General features: G+C 71.1%; 16 protein-coding genes. 8 read left to right on the top strand and 8 right to left on the bottom strand.

The features are described from left to right. The first annotated feature begins 9 nt into the window (after positions 1–9). From WME76_RS45940 to WME76_RS45925, 4 genes are all read left to right on the top strand, one after another. Positions 10–1,365 (top strand): DNA topoisomerase IB, encoded by a 1,356-nt coding sequence (locus tag WME76_RS45940; RefSeq protein WP_437962545.1) that lies wholly within the window; start codon positions 10–12, stop codon positions 1,363–1,365. Positions 1,366–1,649: 284 nt separating this feature from the next. Further along, on the top strand, positions 1,650–2,159 hold the full coding sequence (locus tag WME76_RS45935; protein WP_437962544.1) for a hypothetical protein: 510 nt from the start codon (positions 1,650–1,652) through the stop codon (positions 2,157–2,159). 358 nt (positions 2,160–2,517) lie between these two features. Continuing rightward, the gene (locus WME76_RS45930) at positions 2,518–2,997 is read left to right on the top strand and encodes a DUF2383 domain-containing protein (RefSeq protein ID WP_061619848.1); all 480 of its coding nucleotides are present in this window, start codon (positions 2,518–2,520) and stop codon (positions 2,995–2,997) included. A gap of 58 nt (positions 2,998–3,055) precedes the next feature. After that, positions 3,056–3,277, top strand: a complete 222-nt coding sequence (locus WME76_RS45925; protein ID WP_437962543.1) for an addiction module protein — start codon at positions 3,056–3,058, stop codon at positions 3,275–3,277. Positions 3,278–4,586: 1,309 nt separating this feature from the next. On the opposite strand, the gene WME76_RS45920 is transcribed toward WME76_RS45925, so the two are convergent. Beyond that, a complete protein-coding gene (locus tag WME76_RS45920) occupies positions 4,587–4,838 on the bottom strand; it encodes a hypothetical protein (protein WP_437962542.1) in 252 nt (83 codons plus the stop codon). Between WME76_RS45920 and WME76_RS45915 the strand changes: the two genes are divergently transcribed. Further along, the gene (locus tag WME76_RS45915) at positions 4,831–5,628 is read left to right on the top strand and encodes a hypothetical protein (RefSeq protein WP_437962541.1); all 798 of its coding nucleotides are present in this window, start codon (positions 4,831–4,833) and stop codon (positions 5,626–5,628) included. The genes WME76_RS45920 and WME76_RS45915 overlap by 8 nt on opposite strands. A 223-nt stretch (positions 5,629–5,851) precedes the next feature. Here WME76_RS45915 and WME76_RS45910 read toward each other — a convergent pair whose 3' ends face one another. The 7 genes from WME76_RS45910 to WME76_RS45880 all read right to left on the bottom strand — a co-directional run bounded on the left by WME76_RS45910 (position 5,852) and on the right by WME76_RS45880 (position 10,645). Continuing rightward, the gene (locus tag WME76_RS45910; RefSeq protein WP_437962540.1) at positions 5,852–6,205 is read right to left on the bottom strand and encodes a DUF5615 family PIN-like protein; all 354 of its coding nucleotides are present in this window, start codon (positions 6,203–6,205) and stop codon (positions 5,852–5,854) included. Positions 6,206–6,207: 2 nt separating this feature from the next. After that, positions 6,208–6,441, bottom strand: a complete 234-nt coding sequence (locus tag WME76_RS45905; RefSeq protein WP_437962539.1) for a DUF433 domain-containing protein — start codon at positions 6,439–6,441, stop codon at positions 6,208–6,210. 80 nt (positions 6,442–6,521) lie between these two features. Beyond that, positions 6,522–7,688 carry an acyl-CoA dehydrogenase gene (locus WME76_RS45900; protein ID WP_437962538.1) on the bottom strand — a complete coding sequence of 389 codons (1,167 nt, stop codon included), beginning with the start codon at positions 7,686–7,688 and terminating at the stop codon, positions 6,522–6,524. 110 nt (positions 7,689–7,798) lie between these two features. Then, a complete protein-coding gene (locus tag WME76_RS45895; RefSeq protein ID WP_437962537.1) occupies positions 7,799–8,884 on the bottom strand; it encodes a class I SAM-dependent methyltransferase in 1,086 nt (361 codons plus the stop codon). Between the two features lie 32 nt (positions 8,885–8,916). Next, entirely contained in the window at positions 8,917–9,120 is a 204-nt protein-coding gene (locus WME76_RS45890) for a hypothetical protein (RefSeq protein ID WP_437962536.1), read from the bottom strand. A gap of 27 nt (positions 9,121–9,147) precedes the next feature. Then, entirely contained in the window at positions 9,148–10,326 is a 1,179-nt protein-coding gene (locus WME76_RS45885; protein ID WP_437962535.1) for an iron-containing alcohol dehydrogenase, read from the bottom strand. Between the two features lies 1 nt (position 10,327). Continuing rightward, entirely contained in the window at positions 10,328–10,645 is a 318-nt protein-coding gene (locus WME76_RS45880; RefSeq protein WP_433934276.1) for a putative quinol monooxygenase, read from the bottom strand. A 319-nt stretch (positions 10,646–10,964) separates the two neighbouring features. On the opposite strand from WME76_RS45880, the gene WME76_RS45875 reads away from it, so the two are divergent. The 3 genes from WME76_RS45875 (at position 10,965) to WME76_RS45865 (ending at position 14,931) form a co-directional block, all read left to right on the top strand. After that, positions 10,965–12,167 carry a hypothetical protein gene (locus tag WME76_RS45875; protein WP_437962534.1) on the top strand — a complete coding sequence of 401 codons (1,203 nt, stop codon included), beginning with the start codon at positions 10,965–10,967 and terminating at the stop codon, positions 12,165–12,167. After that, entirely contained in the window at positions 12,164–12,817 is a 654-nt protein-coding gene (locus WME76_RS45870; RefSeq protein ID WP_437962533.1) for a hypothetical protein, read from the top strand. Before WME76_RS45875 ends, WME76_RS45870 begins: the two co-directional genes overlap by 4 nt. Before the next feature lie 149 nt (positions 12,818–12,966). Beyond that, positions 12,967–14,931, top strand: a complete 1,965-nt coding sequence (locus tag WME76_RS45865; RefSeq protein ID WP_437962532.1) for an ATP-binding protein — start codon at positions 12,967–12,969, stop codon at positions 14,929–14,931. The last annotated feature ends 62 nt before the right edge of the window (positions 14,932–14,993 follow it).

Genomic DNA, 14,993 nt, shown 5'->3' with positions numbered 1-14,993 from the left:
TCGTGACGTATGCAGAGCTCCAGCGCCACGACCCCCCGATCCAGGCGCCGCTCGCGGAGCGCTCCGCGGCGCGAGCGGCGCTCCGCGCCGAGCGCCGTCGTCCGCCGGCGCCGCGTGACCCTGGCGATCGAGACCGTCGAGACCGTCGAGACCGTCGACGACCCGCGCGCTGTCGCCGCGGCGGCGCCGCTCACCCCGTCGCCGATCGAGTCGGCCAGGTCGGCGGGCCTCCGGTACGTCAACGACGGTGAGCCGGGCATCTCCAGGCGCAAGGCGGGCAAGAGCTTCAAGTACCTCGACGCCGAGGGGCGCCCCGTGAAGGACGAGGAGACGCTCGCGCGCGTCCGCCGCCTCGCGATCCCGCCCGCGTGGACCGAGGTGTGGATCTGCCAGAGCGAGCGCGGGCACATCCAGGCCACCGGCCGGGACGCGCGCGGCCGGAAGCAGTACCGGTATCACCCGCGCTGGCGCGAGGTCCGCGACGAGACGAAGTACGACCGGATGCTCGCGTTCGGCGCGGCGCTCCCGGCGATCCGCGCGGCGACGGAGCGCGACCTCGCGCTGCCGGGGCTGCCGCGCGAGAAGGTGCTGGCGACCGTGGTGCGCCTGCTCGACGAGACCTCGATCCGCATCGGGAACGACGAGTACGCGCGCGACAACAACTCGTATGGTCTCACCACGCTCCACGACGAGCACGTCGAGATCCAGGGCGATCGCATCAGGTTCCACTTCCGGGGCAAGAGCGGCAAGGAGCACGAGCTGACGGTGCGCGACCGCCGGCTCGCGCGCGTCGTGAAGCGCTGCCAGGACGTGCCCGGCCACGAGCTGTTCCAGTACATCGACGGCGACGGCGGCCGGCAGCGGATCCACTCCGACGACGTGAACGAGTACCTGCGCGCGGTCGCGGGGCAGGAGTTCACGGCGAAGGATTTCCGCACGTGGACCGGCACGGTGCTCTGCGCGTCCTTCTTCTGCGAGATGGAGGTCGCGACAACGGCCCGCCAGATGAAGAAGTGCGTGGCGCAGGTGATCGACATGGTGTCTGCGCGCCTCGGGAACACGCGCGCCGTCTGCCAGCGCTGTTATGTCCACCCCGCGGTGATCCGCGCCTACACCGAGGGCGCCCTGCAGACCTTGCTCGAGGCGGAGCAGGCCGTCATGGACGAAGCGCTCGCGGCGCTCCGGCCCGAGGAGGCCACGATGCTGCGGATCGTCCGCGGCTTCAGCGAGCGCGACGCCGTGCCGCTCGCGAACCAGCTCCGCGAGAGCGTGCGGGCCGCCGCCAAGGCGCGGCGCGCCGGCGGTGCGCGGCGCGGCGTGAAGAGCGCCAAGCGGTCCAGCAAAGAGCGGCGCGCCGCGGCCTGAGCCGCCACTCGGAATCCCCACCACAACCTGCGCACTGGCCGTCCCCGACGTCCGACTCTGGCCGTCCCCGACGTCCGACTCTGGCCGTCACGGGTGCTGACGAGATCGACGTGTCTCTCCGTCACAGCGCGCCCATGGCGCTGTGGCGTTGTGCCCCGGACGCGGCAGGGCTGTGGTGGGTTCGCGAACAGTTTCGCAGACTTGTGCGATGGTCGCGCCCGGTACGCTTCGTGTTCTTCTGGATCTCCGAAGAGCGGCGCGAACCCTCAGCCAAGGAGATCTGCATGGCGAGCCAGAGGTTGATCACCGGGACGGTGCGTACACGTGTCGAGGCCGAGGACGCCATCCGGCGGATCCTGGACAGCGGGCACTCGCGCCGAGACATCTGCCTCATCGTGAGCGAGGCCGCCCGGCGCCAGCATTTCTCGCGCTCGCGCATCCAGGGCGCGGCCGTTCACGGCCAGGCGCTCAGCTCCATCCTCGGCGCGGCCGGCGCCGGTCTCGTGGTCCCCGGCCTGCGGCTCGCGGTGGCGGGGCCCATCGCCGTGCAGCTCGCGGACGCGAGCTCGGCGAGCACGGTGGCCAGCCTGAGCAGCGTGCTCGTCGACGCCGGCATCCCGGAGCAGCGCGCCCCGGAGGCCGAGCGCGGCCTCAAGGAGGGCGCGATGCTCATCGGCGTGGCGGCGCGCGACGACGCCGACGCCGCGGCGCTGCAAGCCATCCTGCGCGACGTCGGCAGCGGAGAGTCCTGCGGCACCAGCAAGGGCGCGCGCGTCTTCGCTTCATTCGCGTAGCGTCCCTCCCGCGACGTCCGGGACAGCCACCCGGAACGAGAGATCAAGAACCATCCCTCGGTGATGCGCCTCGCTCCCCCGGGCGTTCCTTCGCCCCTCCGGGGATGAGCCCGCTCGGAGTTACGGAGGTTCCGGATAGGTGGAACGCGGCTTGAATGATATCCAGAGAAATCAGCCAAGGCTGACTCGGCGTGTGGCGATATTGTACCCCTGAGGCAAGATGGTCGTGCGATCTCCGCTGTGAGGCGATTTTTGGCGGTTTCGCTCACAGTACTGCGTGGACGGTCCGCGCGGAGGCCGCTGCTCGGGAGGTAAGGAGGAAGGAAACGGCGGTCACAGACACCTCAGGAGGGTCCCCATGGAGCCGATCGCATTCGCAGACGAGAGCGTGGGTCTGGACGGTTTGATCGACGACGATTCGATCGAGCAGCTCAAATCGTTCTGCCGCGGCGAGATGTCCGCGGTCGAGACGTACCGTCATGCCATCGCCGTCGCGGGCGGCGGGTGGGTGGCCGAGCACCTCCGGCTCAACCTGGCGTCGCACGAGGCGCGGGTGAAGCTGCTGCGCCGCCGGATCGAGGAGCTCGGGGGCGATCCGCCGGAGAGCTCCGGCCCGTGGGGCGCGTTCGCCAAGGCCGTCGAGCGGACCGCGGTGGCGCTCGGCTACAAGACGGCGCTCTCGGTGCTGGCGGAGGGAGAGGACCATGGCCTCAAGGACTACCGGAACGACATCGAGGAGCTCGACACCGAGTCGCACGTCCTCGTGCGGGACGTGATCCTGCCGCAGCAGGTGTCGACGCTCCGGTGGATGACGAACATCAAGCGGCAGATACCGTGACGCGGGCGAGCGCCCGCGGATTGTTCCTGCGGGTCCCGCGTGCGATACTTCCGGACGTATGGCCAAGGCCGCGCTGGACATCACCCGACTGAGCCGGGACGAGCAGCTCGATCTGCTCGACGAACTATGGGCGAGCCTCGGGCGGGACCCGGACGCGCTGCCGCTCAGCGATGTGCAGCGGGTCGAGCTCGATCGGCGCGTCGATGAGCTCGAGGCCAAAGGGCCGGTCGGACTCACGTGGGATGAGGTCGTCGCCCAGGCGCGCGCTCGGTCCCGGTGAGGCATCGTCTACACAGCCGATCCTGATTCGGGAACCGGCACAACACCACCAATTCAAGGCGGTTGGACATAGAGCTTGTAGTTCGGCCTCTGTTTGCTCGTGGGCGCGGCCCGCGTGACTTCGGCTGGGCGCGGCCGACGTGGACGCGCGAACTGTTGACACTACAGATCGAACGCGAGACCGGACGCGCCTGAGCGTGGGCCACATCGGACGGCTGCTGCGCGCACTGGGCGCGCAGCAAGCGCCCCCGTCCCGTCGTCCGCTCCCCGTGGCCAAAGTCGCGCGACTGCCGCAGGGGCAGAGCGACCCGCAGGCTGAACCGTAGCTTGCCGTGATGAGAGCGGGCTCGTGTACGCGTCCTACATGACCGTCGCCGAGGATCTCGGTGCGTGGCATGCTCGCGACGGCGCTGGAACGCTACGCGCCGTCGGAGCCTGGGTCCTTCCTCTACTCCCCACCCACCCCGCGCACGCGCAGGCGAAGCTACGCGCATTCATCGACACAGTGCAGGCGGTGCTCGTGCCGGAGGGAAGCGGACGGGGTCGGACCATCCCGCCGGGAATGACCATCGCGGCTGCAGGAGCAATCTCAATCGCCAGCGGCGCGGGGCCATCAACATTCTTTGGCTGCGCCTTCGTCCGACGCGGAGCCCCCGTGCTACTGCGCTGGCCCCCTTGACAAGGCGGGGCATCCGCAAGTTACACTACAATGCCGTAATGTTCGCGGTCTGCATGCTGCTTCCGCGGAGGCGTCACGAGCATCTCGGCCCATCGTGCAGGGCACCGACTGCGCATCGCATTCGCTTCCGCGGAAGCCCGAGGCGTCGCGCAGGTCTGGGGGCGGACCGAATCTCCTGCCATCCCTCTGCCACGCACCCCACACGAAGACCGAGGTTGCATCGATGAGCTATGTCGCCGTTCGTCTGTGGCCCTTCGCTCTCGTACGGTTCGGATTGCTGGCGGGGATCGTCGCTTGCCTCGCGACGTGCGGCGGCTCGATCCCGATCCATCCGGGAGCGTTCGCGGATCGGGCGGCCCAGCAGGGAGCGGTCGAGGAGCGGGTCACTCAGACGTGCGCGGCGCTCGGCGCGGGGACGACCGTCCGGCACACGTCGCAGGTCATGCAAGAGCACATGCTTCGCGTCGCGGAGCTGTCGGACCGCGTAGCGAAGGCGGAGTCGAGCGGTAGCGGCGTGAAGGTGGCCTGCGAGCGGGTGAAGGCATGCGTACAGGAGCGCCTGGCGAGTCCGATGCCGGCGCGGGCCCTCGTGGAGCCTGGGGGGTGCGCCGAGGAGTGCGGTCAGGCGATCTCAAGAGCCATAGCGTCCGCCGACGCGGCGCGGGCCTCCACCAACGGCCTGCTCGCGATGATCGCCGCGACGGGCAAGGACCCAAAGGCCTTGGCCGAAGCCGCGCTCCACATGGCATTCGCGCGCGCCGCGGTCTACGGGCTCGTGCAGGCGGCGGACGGCGCAGACCTGCTCGTCGACGAGGTCGTGAGCGCCTTCGGGGACTTCGCTCCCCTGGCGCGCCCGATCCTGCGAAAGATCGCTAGTGACCATCGTGAGCTATTATCAGGCCTTCATCCTCGTCGCTCCGGCGGGATCCCTCGACGTGAGCGCGCTCGCGCAAGGGGTCTCTCGTATCGAGTCGAAGATGGACGTGGTTGCGGCGGGTATCGCGACACTGCAGGAGAGCTCCAGAGAGGATACACGCCTCACGCGTGACGCCATGGCGAAGGGCTTCAACGAGGTGCTGACCTGTCGTGCGCAACGAGAGCTACGTGATGTGCTGACCGCCGCGCTCGGCTATCGCCCCCTCATGCCGTGCACGCGCCGGCCTTCCGGCGACAGGCTCACCCCCGCGAACTCGGGCTTTCTCCAGCCGATGAAGACCGAGGAGGCCTGCAAACAGCAGCAGTTGACCCTCGCCATCCGGGTACCTTTCAGGCTCGGCAAGTTCCAGCGCACTGACATTGATCCGGCCGCGCTCGCAGAGCTCCAGTCCCTCGGAAGCATCGTGAAGAGCCTCGATGTCGGGATGCAGGCAATCAACGTCGAGGGCGTCTCCGACCGGGCGCCCGTTAGCCCGGCCCTCTGTGCGCAGATGAAGCCGCTTCTGGTGGGTAGCCTTGTCGGCGCGTCGGACCCTGGGAGCTGGTCGTGTGTACCGGCTTGGACGCAAGCGCACACGAAGGAGCTCAACGAGGGCTTGGGCAAGCTCCGCGCGAATACCGTCTGCGCCGTCCTCGGGGTCAACTGCAAGGTCACGGGCACGCAGGAGACCAGCAAGGAGGTGCGGCTCTCTTTCGTGTCGCAGCCGCTCGAGCTGAGTCAAGGTTGCCTCGATTGAACGTGGATTGTGCGCGCCGTGTCGGGAGGGAACCTTGGCCACATCCCGGTCGAACCACCTCCTCCGCAGGCGGACCTGGTGGCGGTAGCGAGCGGCCGGGCTATAACACCTTCCGGCGCCTCGTCGCATGGATGGCCATCGAACCGCGTGGCCCCGCCCGGGCCTCGATGAAGATCCTCCCCATCGCCGTCGGAAGGCGACGGTACAGGTGAGAACTGGGCCGCTACTCGCGAACGCGTACCCGCTCCTCCTCGACGATCCATAGGCGCTGTTCGACCTGCTCGCGCTCCAGCAACGCGAGCAAGCGCCGGACGACCGCGAGCACATGCGACTTGTCCTGACGCGACAGGCGCATGACGATCAGCCCCTGATAGCTCGAAGGGGGGTACCGGCGCACGTTGGCGAAATCGACGTCCAGCGTCAGGAGCGCTCTTCCTTCCGCAGCGCACACACCGGCGATGTCCGGGTCGGGATGTCCGCCGAGCCCCTGCGCCAGCACCGTCGAGGCGTCATGACCCGCCTGGCGCAACAGCTCGGCCACCTCTTCCGGGAGGTTCTCGTCGACCTTGACCCTCATCGTCACGACGCTGCGGGCAGGTCGATGATGCGCTCCCTCGCTAGCTCCGCGGCGTAGGAGACGGCCGCGCGCACGTCGTCGAGCGTGAGCGAGGGATAGCTGCTCATGATCTCCTCCGGCGAAAGGCCCGCGGCCATGTTGTCCAGCACGACCGAGACCATGATCCTCGTCCCGCGGATGCACGCCTTGCCGTGGCAGACGGCTGGATCTGTTACGATGCGTTCATGCCAGCTCATGGCAACCCCTTTCCGTTACATGCCCGTTCTCCCCTCCCGGCCGCGACGTTCGCGCGCCCAGGAGGGGAGGTGCCCGCCGCTCACCCCTTCACGTCGTACTCCGCCTGGAGGAGCTTCGCGATCGTCGAGAGCTGCATGTTCGACGTGCCCTCGTAGATCTTCCCGATCTTCGCGTCGCGATAGAGCTTCTCGACCGGATAGTCCCTGGTGAAGCCGACGCCGCCCATGAACTCGATGCACAGCGACGCCGTCCGCTCGGCCACCTCGGACGCGAACAGCTTCGCCATCGCGGCCTCCTTCACGAACGGCTGGCCCGCGTCCTTGAGCCGCGCGGCGTTGTAGACCAGCAGGCGCGCGGCCTCGATCTCCATCGCCACGCGCGCATACTGGAACTGCACGCCCTGGAAGCTCGCGATCGACTGGCCGAACTGCTTGCGCTCGCCCATGTAGCGCATCGCGTGCTCGAACGCGCCGGACGCCAGGCCGAGCATCTGCGCGCCGATGCCGATCCGCCCCTCGTTCAGCGTCTCGATCGCGATCTTGTAGCCCTTGCCGACCTCGCCGAGCACGTTGCCCTCCGGCACCTCGCAGTCCTCCAGGACGAGCTCGCACGTGCTGGAGGCGCGGATCCCGAGCTTGTTCTCCTTCTTGCCCACCGAGAACCCGGGGAAGGAACGCTCGACCACGAACGCCGTGATGCCCTTGTAGCCCTTCGACGGATCGACGCTCGCGAACACAAGGAACAGCGAGCTCTCGTTCGCGTTCGTGATCCAGAGCTTGCGGCCGTTCAAGACCCAGCGGTCGCCCTTGCGCTCGGCCCGGGCCGCGAGCGCGAACGCGTCCGAGCCGGAGCCCGCCTCGCTCAGCGCATACGAGCCGACCCACTCCCGGCTCAGCCGCGGGAGGTACCTCTCCTTCTGCGCCTCGCTGCCCCAGCGGAGGAGCGCATTGGCCACCAGGGTGTTCTGCACGTCGATGAGCACGCTGAGGCTCGGATCGACCACGGCGAGCGCCTCGACCGCGAGGATCGCGTTGAAGAAGCTCGCGCCGGAGCCCCCGTAAGCCTCCGGGATCTCGATGCCCATCAGGCCGAGATCGAAGAGCGGGGGCAGCAGATCGTGGTCGATCGCGCCCTGCTCGTCCATCGCCGCCGCGCGCGGCGCGATGCGCTTCCGGGCGAAATCAAGCACCGAGTCGCGGAAGAGGCGCTCCTCGTCGGAGAGCTGGGTGAGCGGAGGCTGGGACACGATGGTTTCTCCTTGTGGGCCCATGGCGCGGCGCGCCGTCGGGGAACCCCACTATGCACCGCGAGGACCGCAGGCGGAAGGCGTTCAAACACGCCCGCGCGCGGGCCGCCTCATCCGTCGACGTCGCGCCTGCGGCAGCGGAGCAGCGTGTGGGCGAGGCCGAGGTTGTCGATCTCCGCGTCGATGGTGAGCCCCGCCTCGGCGATGCAGCGCTTGATGTCGGCGGCGCTGTACATGCGGCTGTTCCCGTTCGCGAGACACGTGAAATACAGGGAAGAACCGTGCAGGCAGTGGACCGCCACCTCGTTGCTCTGCCGATCCCAGAACGTGTCCAGGATCCAGAGCACCGTCTCGCCCCCCATGGCGGCGCGGGCCCGCCGGAGGATCTGGACGATGTCCGCCTCGGAGAAGCACACGAGGAACTGGCTCATCCAGATGGCGTCGAAGCCCGTCGGGAACGCCTGGCCGTGATCCAGGAAGTCGATCGGCGTGCCCATGATCCGGCCGAGCATCCCGTGCTGCTCCACGTTGACCCGGGCGTCCTCGAGCTGGCCGGGCAGGTCGAGGAGGGTGACCCGCACGTCCGGGTCGTGCGTACAGCACTGGATCGCCCAGCGCCCCGTGTTGCCGCCGATGTCGAGCAGCGTCCTCGGCCGCCGCTCGAACACGACGGGCAGCGCCTCGGGGAACGCCGAGTCGGAGTAGAGGTGATCGAAGGCAAACCAGCTCTCCCTCACCTGCGGCGGGAGCTCGGGGAGCGCCTCGTAGACCGTCGGCCACTCGCCAAAGACCTTCAGGCCCGCCGGCTTGCCGTCGTCGATCGCCTCGTCGAGGTGGCGCATGCCCTCGTAACAAACGTCATGGATGAAATCCATGTTGATACGGGTCATCCGGTCGTTCTCGACGATGAGCCCGACCCGCGTGATCGTGTAGCGCTCTCCACGCGCGCCGGCGCACTCCACCAGGCCGAAGCTCAGGCTCGCCTCCAGCAACGTCTTGGCCGCATACGCGGAGAGGCCCGTGTCCTGGGCCACCTCGGCCGGGGTCCTGCCGCTCCTGCCGGCGCGCTGGAGCGCCTTGAGGACGCCGCGGTTCCGCATGACCCGCGCCACCTGGAACATGACAGGCGCGAACGCGATGCGCTGGGCAGCGAGCATGGCGTCGAGGGTGGGATTCGGGGCGGGATCGTTCTTCATCGAGCTCCGGTCGTCGGGGGGTGTGGTGGGGGCTAGCGAGCGCCCTCGCGCTGGAGGAGCAGGGCGAAGCCGCCCAGGCCTCCGAGCAGCGCGCACTCTGCCCGACCCTCCTCGGCCAGCGAAAGCCCCATCACGCCGCAGAGCAGGCCGAACGCGAGGGTCGCCGCGCCGAGCTTCCGCTCGTCGGTCGGCCGGGCAGGCGGAGAGGACGGTCTCGTGCGGTAAGGGCTCGCCACCGCGGAATCATACCACCGGCGCCGCGATCACAAGGACGCCGCCGCGATCTCCGTGAGCTCGTCGTCGGTGAGCGGCAGCGGGTTCGCCTTCATGCTGCTCGCCGCGCTGGCCTTCGCGACGAGCGCCGGGAGGTCGGCCTCGCTCGCGCCGTAGCGGCGGAGCCCGGGGACCGCGAGGTCGCGGCAGAGCTCGCGCACCCAGGCGATGCCCTCCTCGGGGGCGGCCCCGGCGCGGCCGGTCACGAGCGCGGCGATCTCGTCGAAGCGCGGCAGCGCGGGGTGGTCGGGGCCGCGCGCGCGCAGCGCCCGGAGGTTGACCTCGAGGACGGCCGGGAGGAGCGCGGCGCACACGGCGCCGTGGGGCGCGTCGAACATGCCCCCGACCGGCGCGGCGAAGCCGTGCACCGCCCCGAGGCCGGCGTTCGCCAGGCAGAGGCCGCCGAGCAGGCTCGCCACGGCGAGGTCGTCGCGCGCGGCCGCGTCGGGGCCCTCGAGGACCGCGCGGCGGAGCGAGCGCGCCGAGCGGCGGATGCCCTCGCGCGCGAGGCCGTCGGTGAGCGGGTTGCCGCGGACCGAGAGGAGCGGCTCGATGAGCTGCGAGAGCGCGTCGAGCCCGCTCGAGGCGAGCACCTCGGGCGGCGCGCCCGCGAGCAGGTCGGGGTCGACCACCGCGAGGCGCGGCAGCATGTGCGGGCTGCGCAGGCTCGCCTTCACGCGGGCCTCCTTCGAGGCGAGCACCGCGTTGCGCGTCACCTCCGAGCCGGTGCCCGCGGTCGTGGGGATCGCCACGAACGGCACCGACGGCCTGGAAAGGGCTTTCCCGTGGCCGATCACCTCGAGGTAGTCGAGCGGGTCGCCGCCGTTCGCGAGGAGCGCGGCGATGGCCTTGCCGGCGTCAATCGCGCTGCCGCCCCCGAAGGCCACCACGACGTCGCACCGCTCGGCGGCGGCCCGGGCCGTGCCCTCGCGGGCGAGCTCGACCGTGGGCTCGCCGGCGACGGCGAAGGTCACCGCGCCGACGTTCGCCGCCGCGAGCGCGGCGAGGAGCGGCGCGGCGCGGCCCTGGCGCTGCCCGGTGACGACGAGCGCGCGCGTCCCGCCGAGGCCCTTCACGGCCGCGGGCACCTCGGCGAGCTTGCCGGCGCCGAAGACGATGCGCGTCGCGGTGGCGAACTCGAAGGCGAGCGCTTGAACGGGGGGCGCCACGTCAATACCCCGCGTCGTCGGGGGAGACATTGACGTATTTCCGGCTGGTCCGCGGCTCGACCATCATGTCTGCGACGGTATCCCGCCACCGCTTGTAATGCTCCGTTTCCTTGTGCGCGGCCGGCGCCTCCTTGTTCCTGTAGACCTCGACGAGCACGAAGCGCGTGGGGTCGTCGAGGTCCTGGTCGACGTCGAACCGGGCGATCCCGGGCTCCTTGACGCTCTCGCGCGCGTTCTCGATCGTCGCCTGACGGAAGGCGTCGACGAGCTCGGGTTTGACATGCACGTGGACGTGCACGATGAACAGGCTGTTGGGCATGGGCGCAATCTAGCTCGGCCGCGCGGCGGCAGGAACCCGGGTCGTGGCCGGCCCCGGTCCGCGCGAGGGCCGGTCACGCGCTCCGCGCCACGCCCACGCGCGTGGCCCACGCGCGCGCGCGATGGACGCGGGCGGGCCGCACGCGCTCGCGTCCATCGCGCGCGCGCCGCGCCGCGGAGGCGCTCTCCGGCAGGGCGCCTCCGCCCCTGCGACGACTCCCGACTTGGCCCGGCCGGCGCGGACGTTACGATCCCCGTGAACCGGCGGGGGGGCTCGGCGGGGGCCGAGTTCATGAGCGCCGGGAGCGAGGAAGGTCGATATGGCGGATCCGACCACGGAGAGCCCGCAGCCCGAAGCTGCGCCCGATGCGGCGCAGTCCATCGCGCTGCATTCCATCGAGTTCAGGTCCGATCACGGTCTCCTGAAGGACTGCAAAGGGGAGAGCGGCTGGAGGAACGCGGGCGACCCGTGCCCGCAGCCCGAGTGGACGTCGAACGCCGCAGCGCCGCTGTCCATCTCGATGGGCAGGAGCGTCGTCATCCGCGTCGGCCTGGAGTCGAGGGGCGACGCGTCCAGCGCGGGGCCGACCTCGATCCGCGCCGTCGGGCCGGCGGGGCTCACGTTCGAGAGCCGCAGCCTCGCGCCGGGCGGGGGGCCGCTCGATCTCGCCTCGTCGCGGACGCTCGCGAGGCGGATCCAGAAGTTCACCCTCAACCTGTCCTGGTCGGCGGGCGGGGGAGCCCCGGTGTCGCCCTCCCGGACATCGAACCCGGTCTATGTCACGATGGGGAGGCCCCAGACCGACAAACAGCACATCTGGCAGGAAGATGGGGTGACCCTGAAGCGGATGGACAGGGCGGTCTCGTGGATCGAGCCGCTCAACACGCTGGATCCCCACGAGATCGTGGACGGGCTGCTCGCCAAATTCCCGATCTACACGCTCCAGCCGAGCCCCAGGGTGCCCCGGCAATACCACCACCCGACGTACCTGAACAGCGAGGGAGGGGCCTGGGCGATGAGCGATTATGTGCAAGAGACCGGCGAGTGCCAGGCCATCGTCCGGCTCGTCCGCGGCATGCTGCGGCAGCTCGGGATCCCGGGGCGGACGCGCATGATCGTGGTGTGGGGCGATCCGAACGTGGACGGCGGGCGCAGGACGCTCTCGGCCGACCTGGAGGAGCACCCGTGGGCGGGGCTCGACGTGACGAGGACCGTGGGCGACCGCGTGTGGCGCGCGGCGCTCGTCGACGGTCCGGTCGAGGAGGGGAGGACCTATCCGGCCTCGCACACGCGCCTGCCCGACGGGACGCTCAGCCCGGGGCTCAACCGGTACGAGGCGGCCCTCGAGTTCTCGCACGGCGGGCGGACGCGGTACTACGCGGGCGGCGCCGGGGTGTTCGACAGCGTGGAGCCGATCCTCGGCGTGTTCTGGGGGCTCATCTGGTTCAGCTCGGCGCCGAACGACGGGTACCGCGTCGAGAAGATCGTGGCAACGTACGGGCGTTCGGGAGGTGGGCGATGAACGGGAAAGGCGCTCTCGGGCAGGACATCGACGCGCGGATCGCGGCGTGGCTCGCGGCCGTGGCGCGCGTGACCCCGGACGGGTTCACGCCCGTCGCGCGGTTCGACGACGTGCCGGACCAGGCGCGCGCCGACTCGTACTACTGGTGCGACTCGATCTTCAGGAGCGAGGTCAACCCGCACAACGAGGCCCTGGGGGCGCGCCACGCGATCCACGCGGCCACGGACGACACGCCCGACCTGCTCCGCCACGAGCTCACCGCGGGGGGGCTGGAGCTCACCGTGACCGAGGGGCGCAACTTCGTCCTCGTCCAGGTGGAGCGCTCCAGCCTCGATATCCTCTCGCTGTGCGGGCGGGACCGCGCCGCCGCCGCGCGCCGCGTGGCCGAGGCGGTCTTCCACACGGGCATCGAGTCGAACACGGTCGGCGTCCCGTCGCCCTCCGACGCGGCGGTCTGTCCGGTCCCCGACGAGGCGCCGGACCTCGAGGAGGGCACGACGGTCTCGAGCAACCCGGCGGTGGATCCGGACCTCCTCGCCTGCTGGAAAGACCGCACCGAGTGCGGTGTTCGAGGCGGAAGGCTCTACTTCCTCTGTTACAAGAAGTCGTCGCAGCGCGCGGGGTTCGCGAACGCCTGTCAGTGGTTCTGAGGAGGGGGCGGTCGCAGGGGCGACGGCCGGGACGGTGACCGGAGGACCGGGGTCGGGTGAGCCGGGAGGGGGAGGAGAGGGGGCGGAGGAGGGGAGGACAGGGCTGCGCCGGTATTGCGTCTGCGCGCCGCGCGCGGGATGTTGCGCGGGTGGCGGGATCACATCGGCCCAGGATCTTGGTCTTCCCCGGCGGCTCGGCGGACGCTGCGCTGGCGCCCGCCGCGGCGCGCGGCCACGCCGCGGTCCCGGCGCGGGACGTCGAGGCCGGGCTGGACCTGCTGGCGACCCAGCCGTTCGACGTGGCCGTCGTCGGGGCCGACGGGGCGCTCGGCGAGGCGCTGGCGCTGTGCCGGCGGCTGCGCGCGGCCCCCGGGGGCGATCGCGTGGCCGTGGTCGCCATCGCCGGGGACGCGGCCGCGACAACGGACCTGCTCGAGGCGGGCGCCACGGTCGTGGCGGCGGCGGACGAGCGGTCGATCGCGATCCAGCTCGACGCGGCGTCGTGGTGGGTGCGGCGGCCGGCCGCGCGCGCGGCCGACAGGGCGCCCGCGGAGCGCGCGCTGCTCGAGCGCGCCGGGCGCTCGTTCCGCGACGGATCCGCGGAGGTGATCGGCCTCTTCGTCTGGGACGTCGCCGGGCGCATCCTCGACGCGAACGACGCGTTCCTCCGCATGGTCGGCTGTGCGCGCGAGGACGTCGAGGCGGGCCGGCTGAACTGGGTGGCGCTGACGCCGCCCGAGCTCCGCGCCGCGGACGAGCGCGCGCTCTCGGAGGTGCGGAAGCACGGCATCTGCCCGCCGTTCGAGAAGGAGTTCCTCCACCGCGACGGCCGGCGCCTGCCCGTCCTCATCGCCCCCGCCCTCGTCGAGGGGGCCCGGGATCGCGGCGTCTGCTTCGTCCTCGACATGACGGCGCGCCGGGCCGCCGAGGCCGCGCTCCGCGCGAGCGAGGAGCGCCTGCGGCTCGTTGTGCGCGCGACGAGCGACGCCTTCTGGGACTGGGATCTCTCGTCGGGGCGCGTCACCGGGAGCGAGCGCATGCGGAGCTTCTACGGCACGGGCGGCGCCGACATCGAGGAGGACGCGGCGTGGTGGTTCGAGCGCGTCCACCCCGAGGACCGCGACCGCGTGATGAACGCGCTGCGGCGCGCGATCGAGGGCGAGGAGAGCACGTTCGAGCTCTGGTACCGGTGCCTGCTCGCGGACGGCAGCTACGCCGACGTCCAGGACCGGGGCATCGTCCTGCGCGACGGGGCCGGCAAGGCGTACCGGATGCTCGGGGCCGTGGCCGACGTCACCGAGCGCCGGCAGATGGAGACGCGGCTGCTGCTGGCCGATCGCATGGCGTCGCTCGGCACGCTCGCCGCCGGGGTGGCGCACGAGATCAACAACCCGCTCGCGTACATGGTCACGAACGTCGATTTCGCGCGCAAGGAGCTCCGCGCCAGGGGCGCCGCCGCGCGCGTCGACGCGCTCGTCGCGGCGCTCGACGAGGCCGCGGAGGGCGGGGCGCGGGTCCGGCACATCGTGAGCGGCCTGAAGACGTTCTCGCGCGCGGACGACGGCGCGCTCGGCCCGGTGGAGGTCGACCGCGTGATCCAGCTCGTCCTGCGCATGGCGCAGCAGCAGATCCGCAGCAAGGCGCGGCTCGTCCTGGAGCTCGGCCCGGTGCCGCCCGTCCACGCGAACGAGGCGCAGCTCGGCCAGGTGATCCTGAACCTGCTCGTGAACGCCGCCCAGGCGCTGCCGGACGGGAACGAGGACGGGAACGAGATCCGGATCGCCACCGCCGCCGCGCCGCCCGGCCGCGTGCGCATCGAGGTGCGCGACACCGGGCCGGGGATCGCGCCGGAGCTCAGGAGCCGCATCTTCGACCCGTTCTTCACGACGAAGCCCATCGGGGAGGGGACGGGGCTCGGGCTCGCGATCTGCCACGGCATCGTGGCGAGCTTCGGGGGCGAGATCGGGGTCGAGAGCGAGGTGGGCCGCGGCGCGTGCTTCCGCGTGCTCCTGCCCGTCTGGCGCGCGGACGCCGGCGCGCCGGACGAGCGGGACGAGCGCGGCGGCGCGCCGGGCGATCCGCTCGACGAGTACCCCGAGGAGGCCGCGCAGTAGGCGTGGCGCCCGCCCCAGGCGGACAGGCGCGGGGCCGGCCGTCCCCCCTCGGTGCCGGCGCG

Source organism: Sorangium sp. So ce119, assembly GCF_051524405.1.
Classification (GTDB): domain Bacteria; phylum Myxococcota_A; class Polyangia; order Polyangiales; family Polyangiaceae; genus Sorangium; species Sorangium cellulosum_G.
This window is presented reverse-complemented; position numbering and strand designations above follow the sequence as displayed.